This window comes from Oribacterium sp. WCC10, assembly GCF_900113415.1.
Classification (GTDB): domain Bacteria; phylum Bacillota; class Clostridia; order Lachnospirales; family Lachnospiraceae; genus Oribacterium.
This window is the reverse complement of record NZ_FOPH01000001.1, coordinates 207337-232642: the sequence shown is the minus strand read 5'-3', so window position 1 is coordinate 232642 and position 25306 is coordinate 207337. Positions and strand designations below refer to the sequence as shown.

20 protein-coding genes and 1 pseudogene are annotated in these 25306 nt (G+C 44.5%); 1 reads left to right on the top strand and 20 read right to left on the bottom strand.

The window, feature by feature from the left end:
* Positions 1-58 precede the first annotated feature (58 nt).
* From rpmA to mreD, 14 genes are all read right to left on the bottom strand, one after another.
* Positions 59-322 (bottom strand): 50S ribosomal protein L27, encoded by a 264-nt coding sequence (rpmA, locus tag BM294_RS00840; protein WP_091203977.1) that lies wholly within the window; start codon positions 320-322, stop codon positions 59-61.
* Positions 323-352: 30 nt separating this feature from the next.
* The gene (gene rplU / locus BM294_RS00835) at positions 353-658 is read right to left on the bottom strand and encodes a 50S ribosomal protein L21 (RefSeq protein WP_031553068.1); all 306 of its coding nucleotides are present in this window, start codon (positions 656-658) and stop codon (positions 353-355) included.
* Positions 659-788: 130 nt separating this feature from the next.
* Positions 789-3482: a C40 family peptidase gene (locus BM294_RS00830; RefSeq protein WP_091203976.1), complete on the bottom strand. Its 2694-nt coding sequence runs from the start codon at positions 3480-3482 to the stop codon at positions 789-791.
* A gap of 190 nt (positions 3483-3672) precedes the next feature.
* Complete coding sequence (locus BM294_RS00825) at positions 3673-4584, bottom strand: RluA family pseudouridine synthase (protein WP_091203975.1); 912 nt, start codon at positions 4582-4584, stop codon at positions 3673-3675.
* Positions 4581-5135 carry a signal peptidase II gene (lspA, locus tag BM294_RS00820; protein WP_091203974.1) on the bottom strand — a complete coding sequence of 185 codons (555 nt, stop codon included), beginning with the start codon at positions 5133-5135 and terminating at the stop codon, positions 4581-4583. The genes BM294_RS00825 and lspA overlap by 4 nt, the downstream gene beginning before the upstream one ends.
* Positions 5136-5155: 20 nt before the next feature.
* Positions 5156-6250, bottom strand: coding sequence for a 3-dehydroquinate synthase (gene aroB / locus BM294_RS00815; RefSeq protein WP_091203973.1), 1095 nt, complete (start codon positions 6248-6250; stop codon positions 5156-5158).
* 200 nt (positions 6251-6450) lie between these two features.
* Positions 6451-6966: a cell division protein SepF gene (locus BM294_RS00810; protein ID WP_091203972.1), complete on the bottom strand. Its 516-nt coding sequence runs from the start codon at positions 6964-6966 to the stop codon at positions 6451-6453.
* A 156-nt stretch (positions 6967-7122) separates the two neighbouring features.
* On the bottom strand, positions 7123-8478 hold the full coding sequence (locus tag BM294_RS00805) for a biotin/lipoyl attachment domain-containing protein (protein ID WP_139225827.1): 1356 nt from the start codon (positions 8476-8478) through the stop codon (positions 7123-7125).
* Positions 8479-8576: 98 nt separating this feature from the next.
* Positions 8577-8996 (bottom strand): twitching motility protein PilT, encoded by a 420-nt coding sequence (locus BM294_RS00800; protein ID WP_091203970.1) that lies wholly within the window; start codon positions 8994-8996, stop codon positions 8577-8579.
* A gap of 165 nt (positions 8997-9161) precedes the next feature.
* The gene (locus BM294_RS00795) at positions 9162-10178 is read right to left on the bottom strand and encodes a D-alanyl-D-alanine carboxypeptidase family protein (RefSeq protein WP_091204152.1); all 1017 of its coding nucleotides are present in this window, start codon (positions 10176-10178) and stop codon (positions 9162-9164) included.
* Positions 10179-10189: 11 nt separating this feature from the next.
* Positions 10190-10579 carry a methylglyoxal synthase gene (locus tag BM294_RS00790; RefSeq protein WP_036609125.1) on the bottom strand — a complete coding sequence of 130 codons (390 nt, stop codon included), beginning with the start codon at positions 10577-10579 and terminating at the stop codon, positions 10190-10192.
* Between the two features lie 23 nt (positions 10580-10602).
* Complete coding sequence (locus BM294_RS00785) at positions 10603-11745, bottom strand: FtsW/RodA/SpoVE family cell cycle protein (RefSeq protein WP_091203969.1); 1143 nt, start codon at positions 11743-11745, stop codon at positions 10603-10605.
* Positions 11746-11749: 4 nt separating this feature from the next.
* A complete protein-coding gene (locus tag BM294_RS00780; protein WP_091203968.1) occupies positions 11750-14623 on the bottom strand; it encodes a penicillin-binding transpeptidase domain-containing protein in 2874 nt (957 codons plus the stop codon).
* 11 nt (positions 14624-14634) lie between these two features.
* The gene (gene mreD / locus BM294_RS00775) at positions 14635-15075 is read right to left on the bottom strand and encodes a rod shape-determining protein MreD (RefSeq protein ID WP_330389735.1); all 441 of its coding nucleotides are present in this window, start codon (positions 15073-15075) and stop codon (positions 14635-14637) included.
* On the opposite strand from mreD, the gene BM294_RS16175 reads away from it, so the two are divergent.
* Entirely contained in the window at positions 15014-15184 is a 171-nt protein-coding gene (locus tag BM294_RS16175; RefSeq protein ID WP_242944384.1) for a hypothetical protein, read from the top strand. The genes mreD and BM294_RS16175 overlap by 62 nt on opposite strands.
* Positions 15185-15672: 488 nt before the next feature.
* Here BM294_RS16175 and mreC read toward each other — a convergent pair.
* From mreC to mutS, 6 genes and pseudogenes are all read right to left on the bottom strand, one after another.
* Positions 15673-16491: pseudogene (gene mreC, locus BM294_RS16665) on the bottom strand (rod shape-determining protein MreC); the annotation flags it as partial.
* On the bottom strand, positions 16481-17182 hold the full coding sequence (gene radC, locus BM294_RS00765) for a RadC family protein (RefSeq protein ID WP_091203965.1): 702 nt from the start codon (positions 17180-17182) through the stop codon (positions 16481-16483). The pseudogene mreC and the gene radC, both read right to left, overlap by 11 nt.
* Before the next feature lie 111 nt (positions 17183-17293).
* Positions 17294-18574 carry a methionine gamma-lyase family protein gene (locus tag BM294_RS00760; RefSeq protein ID WP_091203964.1) on the bottom strand — a complete coding sequence of 427 codons (1281 nt, stop codon included), beginning with the start codon at positions 18572-18574 and terminating at the stop codon, positions 17294-17296.
* On the bottom strand, positions 18538-19539 hold the full coding sequence (gene miaA / locus BM294_RS00755; RefSeq protein WP_242944371.1) for a tRNA (adenosine(37)-N6)-dimethylallyltransferase MiaA: 1002 nt from the start codon (positions 19537-19539) through the stop codon (positions 18538-18540). The genes BM294_RS00760 and miaA overlap by 37 nt, the downstream gene beginning before the upstream one ends.
* Positions 19540-19555: 16 nt before the next feature.
* Positions 19556-21934 carry a DNA mismatch repair endonuclease MutL gene (gene mutL / locus BM294_RS00750; RefSeq protein ID WP_091203963.1) on the bottom strand — a complete coding sequence of 793 codons (2379 nt, stop codon included), beginning with the start codon at positions 21932-21934 and terminating at the stop codon, positions 19556-19558.
* Between the two features lie 330 nt (positions 21935-22264).
* Positions 22265-24943: a DNA mismatch repair protein MutS gene (mutS, locus tag BM294_RS00745; protein ID WP_091203962.1), complete on the bottom strand. Its 2679-nt coding sequence runs from the start codon at positions 24941-24943 to the stop codon at positions 22265-22267.
* Between the last annotated feature and the right edge of the window lie 363 nt (positions 24944-25306).

The following is a 25306-nucleotide window of genomic DNA, read 5'->3' as shown; positions in this document are numbered from 1 at the left end:
TAAAACCCCCGCGCCGAAATATCGGCACAGGGGTAATAAACAGAATCACTAAGCTAAATTACTCAGCATCCTTTGGCAGTACGGATACCTGCTTTCTGTCTCTTCCAAGGTGGCTGTACTTAACTACACCGTCAACCTTTGCAAAAAGAGTGAAATCGTTGCCAAGGCCTACATTAAGACCTGGGTGAATTCTTGTTCCGTTCTGCTTGTAAAGAACATTACCAGCCTTAACGAACTGACCATCTGCTCTCTTCTGTCCAAGTCTCTTGGACTCCGAATCTCTACCATTCTTGGTAGATCCCATTCCCTTATGATGAGCCATGATTATCCTCCAATAAATACTATGAAAAAATTAGCCAATAGAATCAATCTTTACTTCTGTAAAGAGCTGTCTGTGACCATTCTTCTTATGGTAACCAGACTTTCTCTTGTACTTGTAAACGATGACTTTCTTAGCCTTGCCATTCTTAGTAACAGTGGCTGATACCTTAGCACCATCTACGACCGGTGTTCCGATCTTCATAGCGCCATCATTAAGAACAAGCACCTGATCGAAAGTAACCTTGTCGCCTTCCTTTACATCAAGTTTCTCAACTCTAATGATATCGCCTTCGCTTACCTTGTACTGCTTTCCACCTGTAAGGATTACTGCATACATTACGAGGGTCCTCCTTTTTATCATTACTCGCTGGCTTTGGTGGTGATAAATATCACACTTAAACCTCGCCACGCGGCATACTCAAGTAATTTAATTGTTTACCCCAAAATTGTCAATGGGTTTTGCATAATTAATTTATTAACTTTCTATAATATGGATAACTTGCTGTCACCTCATTGACGGAGACATTATTCGCCGATGAATTCTCATGTATAACTATCATTTTTCCGTTTGCGCCCCATCCAAGGAACATGACAACATGGGAATCTGCACCGACACGTATAACTATATCTCCAGGTTCAAGATCCGCACGCCTTATACTTTCTCCCTCACCGACCAGAGAACCGGAGCTGCAGGATCCGTTTAGATTGTTATTGATGGCCGACCAGTAAACCCACTGGACCCATCCTGAACAGTCAAGTCCTCTGAGAACACGTCCACGGTAATCCGACTGGACGACGGAGCCGAAATTGTTCTTCTCGTAGTTCTTTCCTGCTGCCTTTCCGCCCCAATAGTAAGGCACCTTTCCGACAGACTCAAGAGCAAACTTTATGACCTTCTTTCTGTCCCCGGAAATATCATCGGGCAGTCCGTCAAGATATCTGGATATCTCTTCCTCCGTGAGAGGATTCTTAGGATCAATGGTCGAAATGGAGAACCCATAAGTCTTGAACCAGTCTCTGGAAACCAGCCTTTCCACTTCAGAGATACTCTCCTCAGTCCATCCCTGCCAGCCTGACGTTCCGTCCGAAGCCAATGTTTCATCCATGTCATCAATCATACCTTCATTGGGTTTTTCCACCGTTTCCGGCTGATTTTCTCCTGACTTTTTCAATCCCTCCGAACCTGATTTTCCAGACTTTACGCCTGCCTTTTTTGACTCTGCACCGGATGTTTCATCAGTCGCTTTTTTCTTAGTATTCTCTGCTGAATCAGATTTACCGGATGTTTCAGTCTTTTCCTCATGAGCCTTCACATCCTCAGCTTCAGAATCTGTGCTCTTTGGCTCAAACTCAATAGTTTTCAGACCCTTCTCATCCTCAAAACCCTTTATGGTTACGCTGACATAAAGATCCACATGTCCCGGGCAATAGTTCTTACTCTTTACATCAGTCTCGGAATTGCTGTCCTTCTTCTCTGCCTCAGCCTCCAAAGCTTCCTTTATAAGACTCAGAAGCATTGTATCATCCATATTGCGAAGATCATCCACAGAGTACTTTTCTTTGAGAATCCGTTCAATGTTTCCTTCGGAAGTAACGTCACTTTCCTGAGTGGATTCCTCTGTTGAAGCATTGGTGGATTCAGCGGTGTTCACATTCTCTGCCACAGATTCCGAAGTATCTCCGGCAGCCGCATCCTCAAGTAACACCTCACCCTCCGATACTTCATTAACGGTTTCCGTGGCAGCATTCGGATTGCCGGGCAATGGCAGTGTATCCAAAGGTGTAATCGCAACACTTGTGTCTCTTCCGGCAGCCGCTACAGATCCGCCTCCGCTTTGGATAACTTCCTGCGGAGCACTTTCTACAGCGAAATCCTCCATCAGTACGGATCCGTTACTTCCGTACCCGGGCTGCATTATAAATCCTGCAGAAGTCTCTGCAGGATTTGCATCAGCAGAAACCGCTGTTTGTGAAGATGAGGTATCCGTTGCTACGGAATCATCCACTTTTTCACTTGTCGAATCAGCCAAAGCTGCAGTTTCAACCGCCTGTGACGAGGCCACAGTTTCATTTCCTGCCAGAGAACTTTCCACGGCCTGATTCGAAGCACCTGAAATAATTTCACCTGATACAGCTTTAGCAGAGGTACTTTCGCCTGACGCATAATCCCCCGACGAACTTTCAACCGATGAGCTGTTTGCTGATGCAGTCTCACCGGAAGCGGAATTCAGTGACCCGCTATCGCTTTCCGGAGATTCCACTTCAGAATCCACCTTACTGAGATGTTCCCTCAGGATTTCAAGAATCTTATCCGCCTTCTTCGCATCGTCAGCTTCTTCCTTTGCCGAACGGTTTATACAACCGTCATCATAGTAAACACTGCCAATGCTCATCTTATAGCTTCTGGACTTGCTGTAAAGCTCCCGACAGTACTCCTTGAATGTCTCCACATCAAGATAGTCATGATGGTAGCAGTAAACCGACGCCATAGACATGATATCCTTTACATTAGAATATTCGTTTACTCTCTTTCCGTCAGAATTGTAGAAAGAGACATTAACATTCTTAAATGAAGAAATGTACCATGTGGCAGGATTATCCTTATCATGAGTGGAATCCTTGGGATTGTACTTTCCCATGACACGACTTCCGCTCACCCCAAGTCTTCCCGCAACTGTCCTCGGAGAGTCACCTGCAATGTCATAAATGTCTGCTAGATAGGCATTATCCTCCTTCATCAGTTCCTTGTAAACTTCTCCTGCATAACTGTTCAAAGGATCCGACTCATCGGCCCCTTCAGGGAAAATGTAAGCGAGATTCAGCTTATCAGCCTCCGGTACAAACACCTCTTCCGTTTCTGCTTCGGTTGTATCACTCGTTGTATTCTCCTGCGTTATCGGGATCTCCGACGGGGTCGCAGCCCGGGGAGTCGTTTCTTCCTCTTCGCCACCGCCAAATGCTCCAGTGGCAAGTCCCACTATAAGCCCGGTGGCGAGCATCATAATGATGATCAGAAGCCACTTCCTCACATCCCGAAGATCCCGGGATTTCACATATCTTTCAAGTAAAGAAACCGCATTCTTCACTCTCTTATCAATTTCAATATTTTTCTTATTAGATTTTTTGTTCTTTTCTTTTCCTGACTTATTAAACTTAGACATAAACCAAACTTTAACTGCTCAACTGTTTTCAGCCCCGACTATCAGCCATGAGGGCAAACATACATATTTAGTTTAGCATATTGTATGCACGGAAGTTTTAAAAAACACGAACATTTTTGGAAATAAATTCCACATAAAAACAAGTGCAGATATCAGAGATAACATTTCTCTAACATCTGCACTTGCGAAATCACTTTCTAAGCTTCTCCAGAAGCTTTTTGAAGTACTCCGGATATTCTGAATCAAACTCCACATACTTCCCTGTAGTCGGATGTGTGAATCCCAGCACCTTCGCATGTAGGCACTGTCCCTCAAGTTTAAACGGGCACTTCTTTGGGCCGTAAACGTCATCCCCCAAAACAGGATGCCCGATAGACGCCATATGCACACGGATCTGATGGGTACGTCCCGTTTCCAGCACACACTCAACAAGTGTATAATCACCAAAACGCTCCAAAACCTTATAATGAGTCACTGCATCACGACCGTTTACCTCATCGATAGCCTGCTTTTTACGATCATTCTTTGACCTTCCGAGCGGCGCATCCACTGTTCCGGTATCCTCTTTTATGTTGCCGCAAACGATAGCTGCATATCTTCTTGTGATGGAATGAACCTTTAGCTGCTCTGCCAAAGACCTATGAGACTTATCATTCTTGCAAACCACCAGAAGTCCTGTCGTGTTCTTGTCTATACGATGAACGATGCCCGGACGCATGACTCCGTTTATGGTACTGAGTTCGTCACCGCAATGATTCATGATGGCATTCACAAGCGTGCCCTGATAATGTCCTGCCGCAGGATGAACCACCATCCCCTTAGGCTTATTGACTATCAGAAAATCGCTGTCCTCATAAACTATATCAAGCGGAATGTCCTCTGCCACAACATCAAGGCTTACAGGTTCCGGCATATCTATAAGGAGAATATCTCCGGCCTGAACCTTTGCACTTGCCTTGCAGCTTCCGCCATTAAGCTTTATACGATCTTCCTTTATAAGCTTTGAAGCATAGCTTCTGGATATCTCAAGATCTTCAAGTGTCCCGAGAAACTGATCAAGACGTACACCGCTTATCTCTTCAGAAACTTTAATCTCTATCATTTCTCCTCCGGTGTGGCTTCACTATGTGAAGAAACAGCATTTTCCTTTTTTACAGGTCTCAAAAATGCAAAATCCTCATCCTTATAGTAGAAAAGGAACAGCAGAACCATCACTATACAGCCACATGTCACATAAATATCCGCAACATTGAAAACCGGAAAATCTATAGGGCTGAAATATATAAAATCAACTACATACTTCTGACTGACACGATCGATAAAATTACCTATGGCACCGGCAAAAACAAGTTCTGCCACCAGAAGCATAGGATAAAAATGTCTATCCTTTAAAGGAGTTTTGTAAACCGCATACAGGATACCGAAAAGCACCACAATAGTGATGATATAGAACATATACTGTGCGCCCTGGAATACACCGAACGCAGCACCCCTGTTCTCTACATACAGGAAATACAGTATATTCTTTATCACCGTGATCCGCTCACCTCCCTGAAGATACTCTACAGCAAGCTGCTTTGTGTACTGGTCAGGTATGATAAGTAAAACTGCTACCGCTAAAAAAAGAATAATTCTTTTAAAACTTGATTTCATAAATTTCCTCTAAAACATCTTTAATTTAATGCGAATCCTCTCTCGATATATTGAAGCGCAGAGAGCATCTGCTCATCCGAAACCTCATGAGAGATAAAGGCATCGCCCACTGAATGAAGCAGGATAAAACGCACATGCCCTTTATCCATCTTCTTATCCTTACGAGTGGCAAGAAGGATATCTCTATGATCCATCTTCCTGAGAACCGTCTCAAGCCCAACAGCCTCCATAAGCTTTCTTACAGAATGCTCTTCCTCCTCTGTGACAGTGCCGGAAATAAACATGGCAGCAATGCATCCGAAAGCAACACACTGACCATGGCTGTAGGAAAACTCAGAGCACTTCTCTATGGCATGTCCGAGAGTATGTCCGAAATTAAGAAGCTGTCTTTCCCCCTTTTCCTTCGGATCTATCTCAACCACGGCTCTCTTAATAAGGTTGCTCTGATAAACTGTTTCCTGAAGAACCGAAAGATCCCTGTCTTTAAGCTCCTCCACATGTTCTGTGAGATAATCAAAATAATCTCTGTTTCTGATAAGTGCATGCTTTATAACTTCACCCATGCCGGAAGCATACTGAATATCATCAAGTGTTGTCAATGTTGAGACATTGCTATAGACCAGTGACGGCATATGAAATGCTCCCACCATGTTCTTGTAAGCCCTGAAATCCACACCGGTCTTGCCACCGATGGAACTGTCGACCTGTGCCAGTAATGTTGTAGGAATCTGGATAAACTTTATCCCTCTCATGTATGTGGCAGCGGCAAATCCGGTCATATCTCCCACAACTCCGCCACCCAAAGCTATAAAGTAGTCATTTCTGTCAAAGTTCTCCTGTATGGCTTTCTCATAAATCTGAGCTATGGAGTCAGTATTCTTGTACTGTTCTCCCGGAGTCAGTATAACCTCAGACACCGAGCTGAAACACTCAGCAAGAACAGCCTTTACTTCCCTGAGATATAAAGGGGCAATGTTGGTATCTGTGATTATAAGTGCACGCCTCTCACAGACATCCAGTTCTGAAACAGCACTTTTCAGAGCATCAAAGGATTTCTCAAGAAAGATATGATACGAAAATGAATTCTCATAATTTACATCCAAAACTTTTGACATGACATCCTCCCTCAAATTAAAAGATGATGTAAAGAGGCATAAGTACCAAATCACGTGCTTACATGTTGATTTGACTTTATGACCTGCCCGAACATCATCCAGTGTGTGATAAGCTGCATGAGAATAATCATAGCACAAGATGTCTCAAAACAAAACAAAAGGCATATCCCCTAAGGATATGCCTTTCATAACATACACTATCAAACCCTGAGATTGAATCCACTCATGTTAACGTCTGATCCGCCGGCAAGAATATTCTGAAAATCTCCGGAAAGCTCAACGTTCTGAGGTGTAGCAATGAAGATATAATTTGATATCTTCTGAAGGTTTCCATCCATGGCAAATGCTGCTCCTGAAGTGAAGTCGATGATTCTTTGAGCTATCTCCATATGAAGCCCTTCCATATTGAGAACAACTGCCTTACCATCAAGAAGATAGTCGCAAATGTCTCTTGAATCATCCATAGAAGTCGGCTTAATCATAGTAACTTCCATACCTCTGTGTGACTGTGACTGTGGCTGCTGCTTTTTGGTGAACAATGTAGGTCTTGCAGGTCTGTCTTCTTCCTCGTCGTTATCTGCATTGCGCTTTATGAAAAAATTGCCCCTCTGCTGAGGCTCATCATCGTAGTCATCAAATTCGTAGTCGTCATCAAGCTCGTAATCATCGTCCTGATTAACTCTCATGTTTTTCATTATGTTACTGATAAAACTCATCTTAATTCCCCCGTCATGAACGATAGGCATAACTCGTCTAATATGTCTATTGTATACGAATTTTTTCCCATGTCAACATGATGATATAATACGTAAAACAATAGAAATGGCTTATTATGGTGATGTCAGAAAATTGTAATATTTCAGGAAAATATATCACTGATAAACGAGCTGACCGTCGCTCACAAGCGAAGCATCCATAACTATATGATCATACACTGCGATGCCGTGATCGGTATTCTTTTCGACTATGACGTATTCGTTATTCTGCTCAATCGGAACTATCTGTCTGAAAACACAGTAGCCACGATTTATATTGTAAACACCCTGAAGGGACTTCACCGGTCCCACATGATAAGCATTGGCACCATCCGTGCCGCTCTCCATGCCGGGCTTGATTACAAAATCGTTAAGTCTCACTCCTGCCTGATCCTGACTCTCCGGTACAGTCACATAACAGTACTGGTCATCAATCCTGTATATCTCGCTTTCGACAAACTCTGTTGTAGTTCCGGAGCCATCCTCCGCAACTATCTGTCTGTTGAAGCCTGTGGATCCGTCCGGATTTATCACCATAAAGTCCTTCGGAATGATGAAGAAGTCCTTCTGGGTAATGGCTGTAAGCGGAAGTTTAAGTCCTCTCTTGTTGTTTGTAATGATGGAGAACTGGACAAATCTCTCATTACAGAATTCTTCCATAAACTCCTTCATATAGAGTTTTCCATAGTTGTTGCCATCAGCTGCGGTATAAATATCAAGCTGGGCATCGGACTTCACGTCCTTCTCCGGGAAGTAGACCTGAACCTTATGTATATCCTGATACTTTTCCTTAAGTTCATCGTTTACAGGAAAAACCAGATACCAGTTGGAGCTTGTAATGATCTTATACGCCGGTGTTCCACCTTCTATAAGAGAACCCGGTTTTGTAATGTTCATCTTATAGCCGTTCATGGAAAAGATATCCGCTGTAACCGCATCAGGTGTAAGTCCTTCTTTGCCATCCACGGAATAGGAAACCACGCCTGCCTTATCAGCATGAACCTGAGAATAGTTGATACCAATCTCTGACACAACCGAGTCAAGATCCTGTGCATTGGAAATGTTTGTATACTCCATCGCTGTGGCATCCAGTGAGAACTTGACGTCATATAAATAGGAAAAATTGGAGTTCCTGAAAGTCTGTGAGAACTGTGACAAACGATATCTGATATCTGAAACCTGCTCTCCGGACATCTCCTGTGTGAGTTCAGGGTGATCCTTGAGATAAGCCTCAAGTGCTCCGGTCTCATCTATCATATAGACATTGGATCCGGCAGCCACTCGTCTGCCGTCCTGTATGAAATAATGTATATATCCGGATGAAGAAGCATCCACTGCCTCTTCTTCACGAATAGCTACCCCCGTGTACTGCTCCTGCCTTACTATGTTGCCATCCAGAACCTCATAGAACCTCACCTGATCCCTGGTGACATATGAGTACACACTAAAAACAATGTAGAGAAAGATGATCATGAAGATCACCATCCCTACATTGAGTCTAGGCAGATTATGATGTTTTATTACGTTAGATGTATCTTGCTTTTCTACTGCTGCCATTGTTTACGTATAACTTAAAGTGAAATAGCTACATCTCTCTTCACACTATCCGGAAGCTCTTCGGCATCCATGGATACGCTCAAAACGAATGTGATCTTGTACTTCTCGCCAAGGTCCTCAAGACGCTTGATGCAATTTGAAATGTCTGCGCCTTCGAGAGATGAAAGCTTAAGGAAACTATCTAGGAACATATATTCAAGATCGTGATCCTGAGAAATAATACCACTTACGAAGCCAATAAATGCGTCCTCTGAATCGATAGGATACTCGTTTACATTAATAAGACGGATCTTATTGTTCAGTTCATACATATGTTGTGCGGACTTATCGAGGAAATCAACGCTTCCGTTTGCTTCCTTAACAACACTGTTTGCCTTATCAAGAAGCTGCTTAGTCTTTCCTTTGCCTCTCTTGCCTACAATCAATTGTACCATAGTCAAGTACCTCCTAAACTTTGTAGTTTCAGTATAGTACATTAACCGAGCTAATTCAAGCAACAATTACCAAACAAAGTTGCCGAAACAGCCATTCTTTTGTACAAATCATCCTTAACATATGCATGTTCAAAAGCACTGAAACAAACTTTTTTAATGGTTTATTTAACGTGCCTTTGAAATAAGGTTTGTCATGTTTTTATACAGCTCGTCCTTGGTCTCCGCCTTCATAACAGTTGAGATATATTCTTCACCTGTGGATGTCTTCTGAACACCCATGGTAAGGCAGTAACCTGCGGCATTGGTGGTACCGGTCTTTCCGCCCAGTACTTTTAATCCCTCCGGAGTCTCGACCTCACCGAGCATATACCTGTTTGTAACGCTCCAGTTCTGTGTCTTAGGCATACCGTTGGAATCCTTATAACTCGGGCTGTAATTCACGGTACCGACTATCTTCCTGAACGCATCATACTTCATGACTTCGTTCATGGTGAGATAAATGTCATAAGGGGTTGTGTAATGGTTGTCATCCGGAAGTCCGTGAGGATTGACAAAATGGGTACCGGTTGCACCTATCTCAAGTGCCGTTTGGTTCATCTCATCCACGAATGCATCAACAGAACCGCAGGTGGCCTCGGCAATCGCAACCGCCGCATCATTACCGGAAGGCAGAAGCATTCCGTACAGAAGATCCTCAATAGTCAATGTCTCTCCCGGTCTGATCCATGCTTTGGATGAACCGGAGACGTTGATATCCGAATTCTTTGTCACGGTAAACTCCTGTTGCAGGTCGTCAAAATGTCTCAGACACACAAGGGCTGACATAACCTTGGTTATGCTGGCCGGATATGTCCTTACATAAGGATTCTTGTATGCAACAGGCTGTGGATCCTCCTGTCCGAAAGGAACAATGAGAGCCGCCTGTGCTGTGATTTCATCTGCATTGAACGTAGTCTCTCCCGGAAGTGCCAGTCCCACGGAGAACCCATCCGCATGTGATGTCTCTGTCATCGCCATGTTTATAGAGTTCATGCGCATAAGGCCCATGTCTGCATCATACTTTTGTTCCAGTTTCTGACCGCATCCGGATAAGGTCAGCAAACATAAAAGAACCGGAAGTGCCATATGAATATGGCCTCCTCCGGATCTAATCTTCTTTTTATCAGAAAAAAGTTTCGTCATCGATATCATCCTCAGATGTTTCTCCACTCGAGATCGCCTCTCTCAAGCGCCTTGATAAGAAGCTCTGCTGTAGCAAGATTGGTTGCTATAGGTATATTGTAGGTATCACAAAGCTGTACAACAGAATTGACCTCAGGCTCCTGTGCCTTCACATGAAGAGGATCTCTCAGGAAAATAACCATATCAAGATTGCCCTGCTCTATCTGTGAAGCAAGCTGTCTTGAACCGCCTGTCTCTCCCGGCAGGAACTTATGTATACGAAGATTCGTAACTTCCTCAACGAGAAGTCCGGTTGTTCCGGTTGCATAAAGCTCATGCTTACTTAATATACCACGATATGCTATGCAGAAATTCTGCATCAGTTTCTTCTTTGAATCATGTGCGATTAAACCAACATTCATTTTTTTAACCTTTCTATGGCTCGTCAAACCACGCCGTCTCTACGTTGCAGCGCGACGTTCAATACTAAGCCCATTCCAATATAGACTGATATCAATGAGCTTGCGCCTCTCGAAAAGAAAGGAAGTGTAATACCGGTGTTCGGGAAAATACCGGTTGCAACTGCGATATTGGTATATGTCTGAAAGCCTATCCAGGCCATCATACCTACGCATATCAGGCGCCCACTCATTTTTTTAGCCTTTGATGCTATTATAAGGCATTCAATTATAATCAACAAGAAAATTATAACAATAATTATAGAACCTCTGAATCCAAGTTCCTCTCCGATAACCGCAAAGATAAAGTCATTATCCTCTTCCGCAAGGAAGTTTCCGTTCTTTACAGAGAAAATCGAGTCATTATTGAGACCTTTTCCACTAAACTGTCCCGAACCTATAGCCATGATGGAATACATCTGCTGATAGAATGTCTGGCTGTTGTCAGAGGGATTCAGGAATGTAAGTATTCGTTCTGCCTGATATCCCTGCAAAAACGGAATGCGGTCATACAGGCCGGACTTGAACAGGTATACAAAAAACAAAACAAACGGCACAGTAGAAAGCAATACTCCCACTATCCACTTATAGCTGATATTTGAAGCAAATACTATAGCCATAATGATGACGGACATGATGATGGCCGTACTAAGGTTCGGCTGAAGCAAAACCAGACTTATAGGCACAAGATATGTGGTAAAAGCTATAAGTATGGTACGCGGAGAATTGATCTGGTCCTTTGCCTTATGAAAATAGTATGCGTAAAAGATGATAAGTCCTATCTTTACGAACTCAGCCGGCTGGATCTGTCCGAGAAGCGGAACCTGTATCCATCTTACCGCTCCGTGTCCTGATGCTGTACCGTAGATTTTAACCCCCAAAAGCATGAGCACCGAGAACAGATAAATAAGGTGTGACTGTCGCACTATACGACGATAGTCTATAAGTGACAGCACGATGCAGACTATAAGCCCCGCAAAAGAGCCTATGATCTGTCGTACTACCTGTGAATCACGAAAATCCGCTGCTCCAATGGCTGAACGCATGATAACGACACCAAGGATATTGAGTGTCACCATATACAGAAGCAACCGATAATCATAGTTTTTTAAATTATAATCAAATTTCATGATTTTAATCCGATACGTTCAATGCAGAAATATATGAAGCATCTCTGGAAAGAATCGCATCAAGACTATCCTTTCCGTAACAATAGTTATATACGTTGTTTGCCAGATTCGCAGCATTACCGGATGAATATCCGTACGGGATATTAACGGTAACGGATATCTCGGGAGCGGCATAAGGCGCATAGGAAACGAATACCGCATGGTTTCCTCGATCTTCACGTTCCTGTGCCGTACCTGTCTTTCCGGCTATAGGGATGTCCTGTCCCTGGAATACTCTCTTTGCAACACCTTCTGTGATCATCTCACGAAGACCTCTATGCACCGCATTCCATGTAAGTTCACTGAAATCAAGCTGTCTCACAACCTTTGGTTCTATGGTTCTCACTACAGTACCATCGGGAGCCGTGATCTTATCAAGCACAGAAAGATCAAACACTGTTCCGTTGTTGGCAACAGCGGTAATGTATCTCGCCAGCTGCACGTCATTGTATGCGTGATTACCCTGTCCCATGGCAGAACGTTCCGGATCGTAATCGGATATACGGGGCATGGCCTCATCTATCTCTACACCGGACAACGAATCAAGTCCGAACAGGGATGCATACTTCTGTATGCGTTCAAGTCCCAAAGCCTGATTATAGTTTCCGTTCTCATCAGTGGAGAGCATATGTCCTACAGCAGCAAAGAAAAAGTTGCAGGAATTCTTGATTCCGTCAATGACATTCTCTCTGCCATGACGCTGAGGATAAATCCAACACTTGATGTGAGGAGTTACCTCTTCATATACACCTGTACAGTCAATGACTGTATAAAGATTCAGTACGCCTTCCTGAAGAGCCGCAATGGATGTCAATGGCTTAAAGGTAGAACCGGGAGCGAGCTGAGTCTGGGTAGCACCGTTAAGAAGGGGCAGCGAAAGGTCTGCATTACACTTCTTGAGATAATCCGCTTCTGTGATACGGTTATTGTCAAAACCCGGATACGTGACAAGTGCTCTCACCTTTCCGGTTTTTACATCGGTAACGACAACTGAACCGTTGCAGGGATCAAGAGCAAGCTGCGCCGGTGTAAGTTCTATCTTTCTGACCTTGGAAATAAGGAATGTATATGCAAAGTGCTCATCCCCCGTAGCGAGTCTCTGATAGGACTCAGGATCCTCCTTCAAAACTCCCTGCTCGAAAAGAGCCATGAGGAGTGTATATCCGGGAATAGTTTTGTCTGCAATGGCATACTTATAAAGAACCTTATCAAACTCAGGATCATTGTTGAGATGTTCTATCAGAAGCTGAACGAACAGCTTGTAGATATTCTCTGTATCATAATAATCATCAGAAAGCTCAAGCTTTGAGGTATCAAGCCACGCTTCATCTATACCTTTTATGATGAAATCACGAAGATTGATAGTATCATCCTTCCACGCCTGATAAGCTTCCGACTCACGGTATGCCTGATTTGAGGCATCTATGATTCCTGAATCCTTTCCGGTCATGTAATCATAAATATAAACAATATACGCCTGCATATCCTGCGGCAGTTCCTTAAGTCCCTGTGTTGTAGGCGACAATAATTCCGACTGTATCTCAACCAGCTTGTTCTTCTTGTTGGCAGCAAAAGTAGCTGCTATGCTGCGTTCTGCCTCACCGGCTTCGGGTAATCCGAAATGAGCCGAATCAAGAACATTATTGTTTATAAGCTGAAAATATGCATCCTTAACCGGAATTGTGATCTCAGACTGCTCAACATTGGCATTAAGGTCACTCAGATCCTGCTCTGTGATCTTGGAAGCAAGTACGCCCGCAAGCTCCTGCTCTAAAAGATGATAGATGGCTATCTGGTCATTGGCCGAAATTGTCGTGTATATATCATTTCCGGCTGTTGCATCGGTTTCCGACACGACATCAAGAACGGAGCCAACAGAATTGAGATACATCTCGCGGGAACCCTTCTTGCCCTTAAGCTCGGATTCCATGCTCTTCTCAAGTCCCCAGACGCCTACAATATCGTTAAGCTCGTAGGAAGGATCTTTCTTCCTGAGTTCTTCAAGCTGGTCAGCCCGAACCTGTCCGGTATAGCCGACGATGTGACTGAGGTAAGGTGCATAATTGTACTTTCGAACGGAAACATTCTCTATATCAACGCCCTTAAGCTCGCCCTTTGCCTCAAGGATCTCGGCAACGCACTCTTCGGAGACATTTTTAACTATGGTTGTAGTCTGATATCTCTGATATGCCGTGAGACGCAGAGTATAGAAAATGTTAATCATATCCAATGCTGTCTCATCGGAGATAACCACAGTATTGCCGTCAGGATCCTTTATATCGTCAAAACGGTATCTCTTTTTCGAAAATTCAAAGGCCTCTGCAGCATCCCAGGTAAAATCCTTATCGCTCAGATCAGAAATATTTCTGCCCCTGATATTCGCGATGAATCGCTTTCTTTCATCCTCAGAGCCTGTAGTAAAGTAAGGCACGCGTTCATCATCAAGTTTTATCTTGTACTGCCCCTCTATAGAGTAGCCGTACTTTTCAATGATTTCAGCAAGCCTCATAAGCATGAAGTTTCTGCTGTTTATACCTGCATTCGTAGTGTCATACGAACCGTTATCTGCGATGGTAATGTTGTACTGAAGTTCATTGTACGCAAGCAGTTTACCGTCTCTGTCATATATATTGCCGCGGGTTCCGTCAGTTGTAACCTCTGCCAGAGTTCTTTCCTGGTAGTTATCGAGGTACTGCTGACCGTTAACTATCTGAAGATTGAACAGTCTCAGACCCAAAACCGCAAAAAGTATCGAAAATATAAGACCAAGGGCGAACAACCTTGAGCTTACAAACCGGACCGTAAATTCTTTTATGGCCTCGAGTATCTCTTTAATCAAAGTCTATGCTCCTATTCATCAATCTTTTCCGAAGCTGTAAATACAAATCTGTACAGTATCAATGTCACCATAAGTGAAAACACAATGGCAGGCAACACTACATGTACAAGATAATACGGCAGGTCATACTTGCCTCGTATCAGGAAACGGAAAATATAAATATAAACATGATAGATAAATTCATTAACTACGCACATAAGCATCGGCAATGTTATGTACTCTTCGTAATAGATATTGCTGAAGATTCCGTTTAAATATCCGATCACTACAAATATGAAACTGTAGAAACCGAATGGTCCTGAATAAAACAGATCCAAAAGCAACCCTGCACCGAGACCGTATATCATCCCGGGCAGATTACCATGAATAAATCCTATGGAAAATGTCAAAATGAGCAACAGATTTGGAGATGATGACAAAAAAGGTATCAGCGGAATGACACTTGTCTGTATCAGAAAGGCCAGAACCAGCGATAAGACATACATAACCACTCTGAACCTTTGTCGTGCCGCTTTTTTTGATGCTTTGTTTTTAAATATAGGTTTCATTCTGAAATATTAGTTAGGATTTTCCTCAATCAGTTCCTCATCGGCACCGTTTCCGGAATTCTCCGCACGGGTCTCCGCATGAGTTTCAACAGCCGCCGTTTCTTTCACAGTTTCTCTCTCGGTTTCTCTTTCGGTTTCTCTCTCGGCACGCACAGGTTCTTCATCCTCTGCTTCTGTTTCCCTGGTTTTCTTTTCGGAAGATTTCCCTGAAGATGTGTTTTCTCTTTCAGACTCCTCAGTCTCGCTCTCGTCTCTTCCCGAAGAGCCGGATGACTCCTGATTGACCGCCGGAGTACCTGCTATATCAGCCGCAGTGATGAGATCACCGTTCGGATCTACACTGCCATCTATCTCACTTAACGGTGTCAGGCCTTCCATACCCGCCCAAGTAGATGCAACGGTAATATTGCTGTCTCCGCTGTTGGCAGGAACATCCTTAATGCCGTCGCCGGAAGCTGTAGGGCTGAGTGAACCGTCATTCTCATCAAGGAAGCTGTCGCTCTTAAGCTGCTTTATGACAAGAACTTCGGAAAGGTCATTGAAATCCGCCGCCGGAATTAGATAACCATCCTTCATAAGCCGCTTATCATCTTCCTTTACGTCGACCGCATATCCAATGAGAATACCCGGTACAAACTTGGCAGAAATGTTTGAAGTTACGATTCGATCGCCTTCCTGAATGGATGCATCTTTTCTGATATCAGTGATCCTGAGTCGCCCCCGTTCATACAGCGTCAGATCCCCGGCCACGATACAGGTATCACTTGACTGGATACCCATGGCGGATACTCTTGACTCATCATCGATGATGGAACGTACCGTCGCGTAGTTGAGACCAACATCAGTCACAATACCGATAAGGCCGCCGTTTGCCATAACATTCTGATCAACACGGATACCGTCTTTGGAACCCTTATCGATACGGAATACCTGGAACCAGTTTTCCGAGTCCTTGGCAATGACTCTGGCGGCTATCTTCTCATACTGCATATACTCCTGATCAAGCTGATACAACTCTCTCAGTCTCTCAAGCTCACCGCTGTCCTGTGTGAGGCGGTTGTTCTGTTCTGTCAGAAGTCCCACCTTCTCACTCAGTTCCTTATTCTCTTTCTCGACTTCAGCAAGAGTTCTGTGTTCCTTCAGGTTCTCATAGATACCAAATCCGACTTTATTGACACCGGACTGGAACGGAACCAGAACATAACCTATAGTATTGCGGATAGGATTCATGATGCCGTCCTTAACCGAAGAAAGAACTATCATCATAATGCATAACACCGAAAGGACTATAAATATATACTTACTTTTTTTATTCTCCACTGATCAATCCCTGTTCCCTGAAACTGAAATAGACATTGTCCCCGATCACAACATGATCGACGAGGCCAATGCCGACAAGCTGTCCAGCACTATACAATTCTTCTGTAAACTGAATGTCATCCCTGGAGGGTGACGGATCGCCGCTTGGATGATTATGTACCATGATGATACACGAGGCACTGAGTCTCAGCGCCTCAATGAAAATATCCCTTGGCGAAACTGCCGACCGACAATTGGTGCCTTTAGAAAGCAGCTTTTCTCTGATAAGCTGCATATGATGATCCAGATAAAGAATCCTGACAACTTCATGGTCAAGATATCTGAGATCTTCCATGTAATAATCTGACACCTGACTGGCCTTTGTAAAGCACATATGATTTACACGTTTCTTACGATTCCATATCCTTCTGGCAATCTCGCCCACCACACTCAGCTGTACAGCCTTGACTTTTCCGATGCCGTTTACTTTCTGATACTCTTCCGGCCCGAAATGCATCATTCCAACCAGACCGTCATACTGCGGATTCAGATTAAGCACCTTCTCGGAAACCTCCATGACGGATGATCCATGGGTTCCGGTACGGAGCAACACAGCCAACAGTTCCCGGTCGGATAATGCTTCCGGCCCATACTGTAAACATTTCTCGTATGGCATCTCTTCAGATGTCAGTTTTTTTGATTTAAAATTCATTTTTTCTCCTGTCCCAGAGAGTCCAGGAGCCCACGATGTGTTATTTTAGCATAAAGCCCTGATTCAGTAAACACCCATGAAAGCCACGAGAGTAAGTCTTACTACGCAGCTTTATAAACTTATAAGTCCTCTGTCATACATTTTCTGTACCGCCATCATGATACCAAGCTTTGCATGATACCATGTGAGACCGCCTTGAAAATAAATATTATAAGGAGGTTTGATAGGACCGTCCGCAGAAAGCTCAATAGAGCTGCCCTGTACGAAAGCACCTGCTGCCATGATGACCTTACTGTCATATCCCGGCATATCATCAGGATAAGGTGTAACAAAGCTGTCTACAGGAGCCGCTGCCTGTATTCCCTGGGCAAAGGCAACAACAGCCTCCTCAGAGCCAAGTGTTATGGCCTGAATGATATCATATCTCACACTGTCAGCAGTCGGATGACAGGCAAAGCCGAGCTTTTCGAAAACCTTTGCAGCAAATATAGCGCCCTTTTCAGCAGCCGCAGTGATAGTCGGAGCCATGAAAAGTCCCTGATAGAAACTCTTGTTTGTATCAAGTGAAGGACCTACTTCCTTGCCGAGACCCGGTGTTGTGAGTCTCACTGCACATCTCTCGATGCACTCCTTTGTTCCTGCAATGTAACCGCCTATAGGTGCAAGTCCTCCACCCGGATTCTTGATGAGTGAACCTACCACCATGTCTGCGCCAAAAGCTGTAGGCTCTTCCTTTCTCACAAACTCACCGTAGCAGTTATCCACCATGCAGATAACATCCGGTTTGATGTCCTTTATAAACTTTATAAGTTCGCCGATCTGCTCCGGTGAAAATGTATCTCTTGTGGCATATCCCTTTGATCTCTGGATCTCTACAAGCTTTGTCTTTTCATTGATAGCGTCCTTAATGCCCTCATAATCAAACTGGGAACCCGGCAAAAGGTCAACCTGACGGTAGGAAACGCCATACTCTGCAAGACTTCCCACTGATGGTCTGATACCGATAATCTCTTCCAGAGTGTCATAAGGCTTTCCGGCAGGACAAAGAATCTCGTCTCCCGGTCTTGTATTGGCAAAAAGAGCTGTAGAAAGTGCATGTGTACCGCAAACTATCTGTGAACGGACAAGTGCGTCCTCTGTTCCGAAAAAGTTGGCATAAACCTTCTCAAGGGTATCACGGCCAATATCATCATAGCCATAGCCTGTGGTTCCGTAGAGGTGAGCCTCCGAAACCTGAGCATCCTGCATTGCCTTTATGACTTTGAGCTGATTGAACTCAGCTATGTCGTCTATCTCCTGAAATCTGTCCTTAAGTGTACGAAGCTCCGTCTCGCAAAAATCATAAACCGAAGGTTTTATCCCAAGAGACTCAAACATTTCTCTGTTATCCATTCTGTAATCCTATCTTTCTTATAATCAAAATCCTTTATATTCACAAAGTTCACATTACGTTCTCTCTTGAACCATGTGATCTGTCTTTTAGCGTAATTCCTCGAATCCTGCTTTATCTTCTCGACAGCTTGAACGATTATAGCACGTTTTTCCGATGCCGCAAGATTTCCCTTCTCTATAGCATCAAAGGCTTGAATCAGTTCACGGTATCCTATTCCCTTCATGGAAGTTCTTTCCATCGGGAGATGAAGATCATAAAGCCACTTCGCTTCCTCTACGAGTCCCTGCTGAACCATCTGATCAACCCGGCTGTTTATTCTCTCATAAAGCGATTCTCTGTCATCAGTAAGAACAAAAAATGCAGGATTATAGATTGCCTGCTTCTCACGCTCTTCTTCATTATGTTGAGAAATCGGCGTTCCGTGAAGCTCGTAAAACTCCAATGCTCTTATAACGCGGCGTATATTGTGCTCATGAATCTTTTCAAGAGAACCGGGATCCACCTCCGAAAGCTTCCTGTACATCGCCTCCGGTCCTCCGGGCTCCTTTGCCCATGCCTCAAGTCTGTCTCTCACTTGCTTATGGGCACCCTCATCCTCTTCAGTGAAGTCAATTCCATAAAGAAGTCCCTGAATATAAAATCCGGTACCACCGGCCAGAATAGGCACATGTCCTCTTTCATAAATGCCTTCAATGGCTTCTGTCGCCATCTTCTGGAAAAGGCTAACGTCATAATCGCTGTCCACGTCGATAATGTCTATGAGATGATGAGGCACCCCCTCCATCTCTTCCGCTGTCACCTTGGCACTTCCTATATCAAGTTTTCTGTATACCTGAACAGAATCCGCTGAAACCACCTCACCTAAAAGCGCCTTTGCAAGAGCCACGGAAGTTGAGGTTTTCCCGACAGCTGTAGGCCCGGCAATGATGATAAGGGGTTTCTTACTTAAATCTATTTTGCTCAAAATGATTTACCCTTCATTAAACTATTCTTTTAAATTTCTTCTCCAGCTCATACTTCGACATGGAAATGATGGTCGGGCGTCCATGCGGACAGGCATAAGGATTTTCCAGCTCCAGAAGCTCCGAAATCAGAGCGTCAGCCTCCATGAGACTCAACTTGTTGTTTCCCTTCACTGCCGCCTTGCAGGACATGGAAGCTATCTTATAATAGATGGAATCCGGTGTAGTCATTCCGGTTTCATCACTTAACCCGTCAAGCATCTCAAGAAGAAGTTCCTTCTTTCCTATCTCCGGAAGATCCGTCGGAACTGCGGAAATGCTGAAATCTCTTCCTCCAAGATCGCTTATTTCAAAGCCAAGATTCTGGAAATATTCCTCATACTCATTTAGGAGAACCGCCTCTTCGGAGGTCAATGTCACAAGGATAGGCGGGTTCAGATACTGACTTGCAGGTTTACGCTCCTTTAAACGCTTCATCATCCTCTCAAAGTTAACCTTTTCATGAGCCGCATGCTGGTCAATGATGTAAAGCTTGTCATCGTACTCTATGAGCCAGTATGTCTCAAACACCTGTCCGATGATTCTGTGCTGGATCCTTGCCTTTTCACTCAGGAACTTATCTGAGAACAGTGTCTCCTGCTGCGGCTTCGCAGCAGGTGTCTTCTGTTTATCACCGGAATTCACAAAAGCTTCATCATTGTCATGATTCTGATAGAGATCAGGTTCATTTGAAGAAGTACCCTGATCGCCAGTAAAGTCTGAAATATTATATTCAGATTTACTGGCAGTATATCCGGTCTCTCCGGAAGCATTTCCGGCGGATGCAGTGACAAATCCTTTGTTTTCGCCGCTAACAGGTCCGTAGTTCTTCTCAACCTCGTCTGTCGCCTTCTTGAAATCAGAAAGTCCGAATCCGGAATTGTGTTCAGCAACTCCTGCACCTTCGACTGAACTGCCGATGCCTTCGCTGCTGTGCTTTTCCGCATAGTCTCTTCTGTACCGGCTGTATCCGCCGCCGGCATTGCCTGACCAGACGCTTTTTTCACTTACACCTGAAGCCGAGGCACTGTTCTCATACTGCATAAAGCCGGTGCCGAACCCGGAAGGTCTGAACGTCTCTTCCGGAGTTTCATTTACAGCTCCTGTACCGGCAACATTCTTTCCATCTAAATATATATCCGACTTTGGCTTCGCCTCAGGATGTATCTCCGGTCTGAGTGCCTCCTCATACTGCCTGTTTGTGGTATCCTCCCTGTTTCTCTCGAAGGGTTCCACGTGTGGTAATGTCTTTTCCTTTTCTTCTATCTCAACATGCGGGTCGATGTTTGCCTTTCTGGAAGTATTCTCGTCGCGGCCGAAGTTCTCAAGGTCAGTATTCAGTATAAGTTCGGTTTCTCTGAGTGAGTTCTGTACAGAATCCACTATAGAATTGTATACAAGCATACCGTCCGAGAATCTGACCTCAAGCTTCTGCGGATGAACATTGACATCCACTATTTCAGGATTCACATCCACCATAAGCACAGTAAACGGAAACTTGTGCTGCATAAGAAAAGCATGATATCCGTCCTCGATGGCCTTTGTCACCATGGGATTCTTCACGAAACGGGAATTTACAAAATATATCTCAAAATTGCGGTTTGCTCTTGTAATCACAGGTTTACCGATGAAACCGCGCACTGTAACAGCCGGAAGTCCTGTAAGCTGGGAGCGCTGATACTGACGGTTCACTGTGATAAGCTGATTAGTAACGTCACGACCGTAAATCGAGTAAATCACATCAAGAAGTGAGCCGTTTCCGAGGGTTGCAAGCCTCTGACGTCCATCCTGAATGTATCGGAATGCAACCTCGGGATGGGCAAGCGCCTCCTTCTCAAGGATATCCTGAATACGTGCGGCTTCTGTCTGTGGACTCTTCAGGAATTTTCTTCTGGCAGGAACATTTTTGAAAATGTCTCTGACGATAAAAGTAGTCCCGTCCGGCGCACCAATTTCAGAGAAATCTTTCTCCACTCCGCCTTCAATCTCATAATGCGTTGCCATAAGCGCTCCGGGAGTCTTACTGATAAGCTCAACTCTTGAAATACTTGCGATGGATGCCAACGCCTCACCACGGAATCCGAGTGTCTGAATGTTCTCCAGGTCTCTCGCTTCCTTTATCTTAGAAGTAGCATGTCGTAAAAATGCAGTCCTTATATCATCCTTATCGATTCCGCCACCGTTATCCGTGATACGGATCATGGCGATTCCTCCGTCCCTGACCTCTACAGTAACAGAAGTGGAACCCGCATCGATGGCATTTTCCAAAAGCTCCTTCACGACGCTGAGAGGTCTCTCGATAACTTCACCTGCTGCAATCTGATTTATTGTTTCATCACTTAGAACTTTAATTTTCATAACGCTCGTCCTGTCTCTCTATATTCAGTCTAAACGAAATAACATCTCAACATAACACATTGTACCGAAGTCTGAGGTCATCCATTTTAAAGCGGGCGCTTCGGCAGAATAATCTAAAATCGGACCCCTAAGTGGCTCCGGGTCCTCGACAATGTCAGAGTTTTCCTGACAAAAACTCTGACTTGTTGAGGAATACAAGGAAAAATAACCAAGAGCCTCCAAGGGGTCCAATTTTGATTTTTCATGCCTTAACTTAACGCTTTTCAATGGATGCCATGGGGCTCCTGTTACTGATGATCTTTTACCTTTGAAACACTGCAATAAATTATATCAAACACCAAATTTTGATTTCAACTCATACAGAGTGTTCATTGCATCAAGCGGTGTCATATGATCAACATCCAGTTCCTTAAGGAAATCCATGGCCGCAGTCACATCAGCTCCGTACTCCTGAGGCTTTTCAGCCACCTTAAGCTTATCTTCTGACGGTGTCTTCGCCTCGTTTCTTCCCGCAAGGAATCCATCCTCGTCAAATGCTTCCTGTGTGAAACTCTCGCCTGTCTCAATCGTCTTGGCCTTTGCAATGATATCCGCGTCACTAAGCTCCGCAGCTATGACCTTCGCCCTGTCGATAACCGGCTTCGGAACTCCGGCAAGACTCGCAACATCAATACCGTAAGACTGATCGGCTCCTCCCGGAATAATCTTACGAAGGAACACTATATCCTGATCGTGATTTGTCACCGCGATACAGTAGTTATTTACACCCTCAAGCTTACCCTCAAGCTCTGTAAGCTCATGATAGTGGGTAGCAAAAAGCGCCTTTGCCTTAACCACCTTTGCAATGTATTCAACCACCGCCCAGGCAATACTCAGGCCATCAAAGGTACTGGTCCCCCTTCCGATCTCATCAAGAATCAGAAGTGACCTGGTTGTGGCATTTCTCAGAATATTGGCAACCTCGTTCATCTCTACCATAAAGGTCGACTGTCCGGAAGCAAGATCGTCACTCGCTCCAACACGGGTAAAAATTCTGTCACATATAGAGATTTCAGCGCTCTGTGCAGGCACAAAAGAACCGATGGATGCCATAAGTACGATAAGTGCCACCTGTCTCATATAGGTGGACTTACCCGCCATGTTAGGTCCGGTGATGACAGCGATACGATTGGCACTGTCGTCAAGGACTGTATCATTGGCCACAAACATACCGTCCCTTATAAGCTTCTCGATAACAGGATGTCTTCCATCCTTTATATTGATGATACCCTTCTCGTTGATCTCCGGACGGCAGTAATTGTTGTCCGTAGCCACCTTGGAAAGAGAAATGATACAATCGATAAGCGCCACATAATGTGATGTCTTCTGAATACGCTGAATGTTTCCGGCGATAGTATCTCTCACATCGCAGAACAGCTCGTACTCCAGCTGATTAAGCTTCTCCTCGGCACCGAGGATAGTGTTCTGAAGCTCCTCCAGCTTGTCGGTAGTATATCTCTCACTTCCTGTAAGGGTCTGCTTTCTGATGAAGTAATCCGGTACCAGATCACGGAAAGTATTGGTGACCTCAAAGCAGTATCCGAAGATACGGTTATACTTTATCTTGAGAGACTTGATGCCGGTCTTTTCTCTTTCAGACGCCTCAAGATCCGCAAGCCACTGCTTACCATTGACACGGGACTCCTTGTAATGGTCAACCTCCTCATGATAGCCTTCCTTTATGACACCACCGTCTCTTGATGACAGTGGCGGATTCTCCTCGATAGCCTTGTCAATAAGCTCATAGAGATCTGTCATAGGGTCAATGCCGTCATGAATCTCCTTCACAAGAGCCGAATTAAAGTTCGAGAGCTCCTGAATGATATCCGGAAGCATTTTCAAAGACTGCTTAAAAGCTATTAGATCACGTGGATTTGCCGATTTATAGCAAATGCGGCCCAGAAGTCTCTCATAGTCGTATATGGTATTCAGATACTCGGCTATCTCCTCACGGTCAATGTAATGTGAGCAGAAGTCTTCAACTGCATCCTGACGTGAAAGAATTGCCGCCTTGTCGATGAGAGGCTGCTCCAGAAAACGTCTCAGCATTCTGGCACCCATGGCGGTCTTTGTTTTGTCAAGAACCCAGAGAAGTGAACCTCTCTTTTTCTTCTCCCTCATGGTCTCGGTAAGCTCCAGATTGCGCTGGGTTGCTGTATCAATGATCATGTACTGATCGCTGGAGTAATATCTGATATTTGCGATATGCTCTACTGTGCTTTTCTGTGTATCGTAAACATATCTTAATGCTGCTGCCGCACTGAGTCTTGCCAGATCCCTGTCGGAGAGTCCGATACCGCTGATGCTTGCATGAAAATGCTCCTCCAGAAGCGCCGTGGCCTTCCCGTCATCGTAGACTTCATCCGGAAGTTCTGTAATGATAAGTCCGAAACGATTCTTGATGTCATCGGTATCGATACCGGAAATCATAAATGCCTGATTGCAGACAATCTCTGCCGGAGAAAATCTGCTGAGTTCATCCATGACATCCTTCTCATCAGAGCATGTGGTAGTCATGAACTCACCGGTGGTAATGTCTACACTGGAGATACCGAAACCTGTAGAATCATAGAAGATGCTCATGAGGAAATTGTTCTTTGTCTCGTCAAGTGCCTGCTCGGATGTAAGTGTACCCGGTGTGATAACCCGGATAACGCCTCTTTTTACAAGCCCCTTTGAGAGCTTTGGATCCTCAAGCTGCTCAGCTATGGCAACCTTATATCCGCTTGACGCAAGACGTGCCACATATCCATCCGCTGCATGGAATGGAATACCGCACATAGGTGCTCGTTCTTCCATTCCGCAGTCTTTTCCGGTAAGTACCAGATCGAGTACGGATGATGCGGTTTTTGCGTCCTCAAAGAACATCTCATAAAAATCACCTATGCGGTAAAACAGAATACAATCCGGATACTGCTTTTTCGTCTCCAGATATTCAGTCATCATGGGTGACATCTTCTTTTCAGCCATCTATAAGTTCGTCTCCTTTTTAAAATAAAAAATACCGGGCGTTTCTATTCCAGGGTTGTTCCTATACGACAGAAAATGCAGGGCGGGCACAGGACCACTCGATTGAAAGAACAGTTTGCTTGTCATGTTCGTCCCGATAGCACTTCGTGCTCTCGGATACGTACAGACTGCGCACTCTTTTCTTTCAACTCGCAATCCAGGTGCCCATCCCTTGCATTTTCGTCTGACTTCAATATATACCGAAACCAGCCTCGCCACTTGTGGCAAGTTCCTGACAGGAACTTGTCATATAGCGCCAGCCTATCGCATAGCGATTTTCATTGGCTGGCGTTCCCACCGCCTGGGGGGGCATCCTCATTGCTC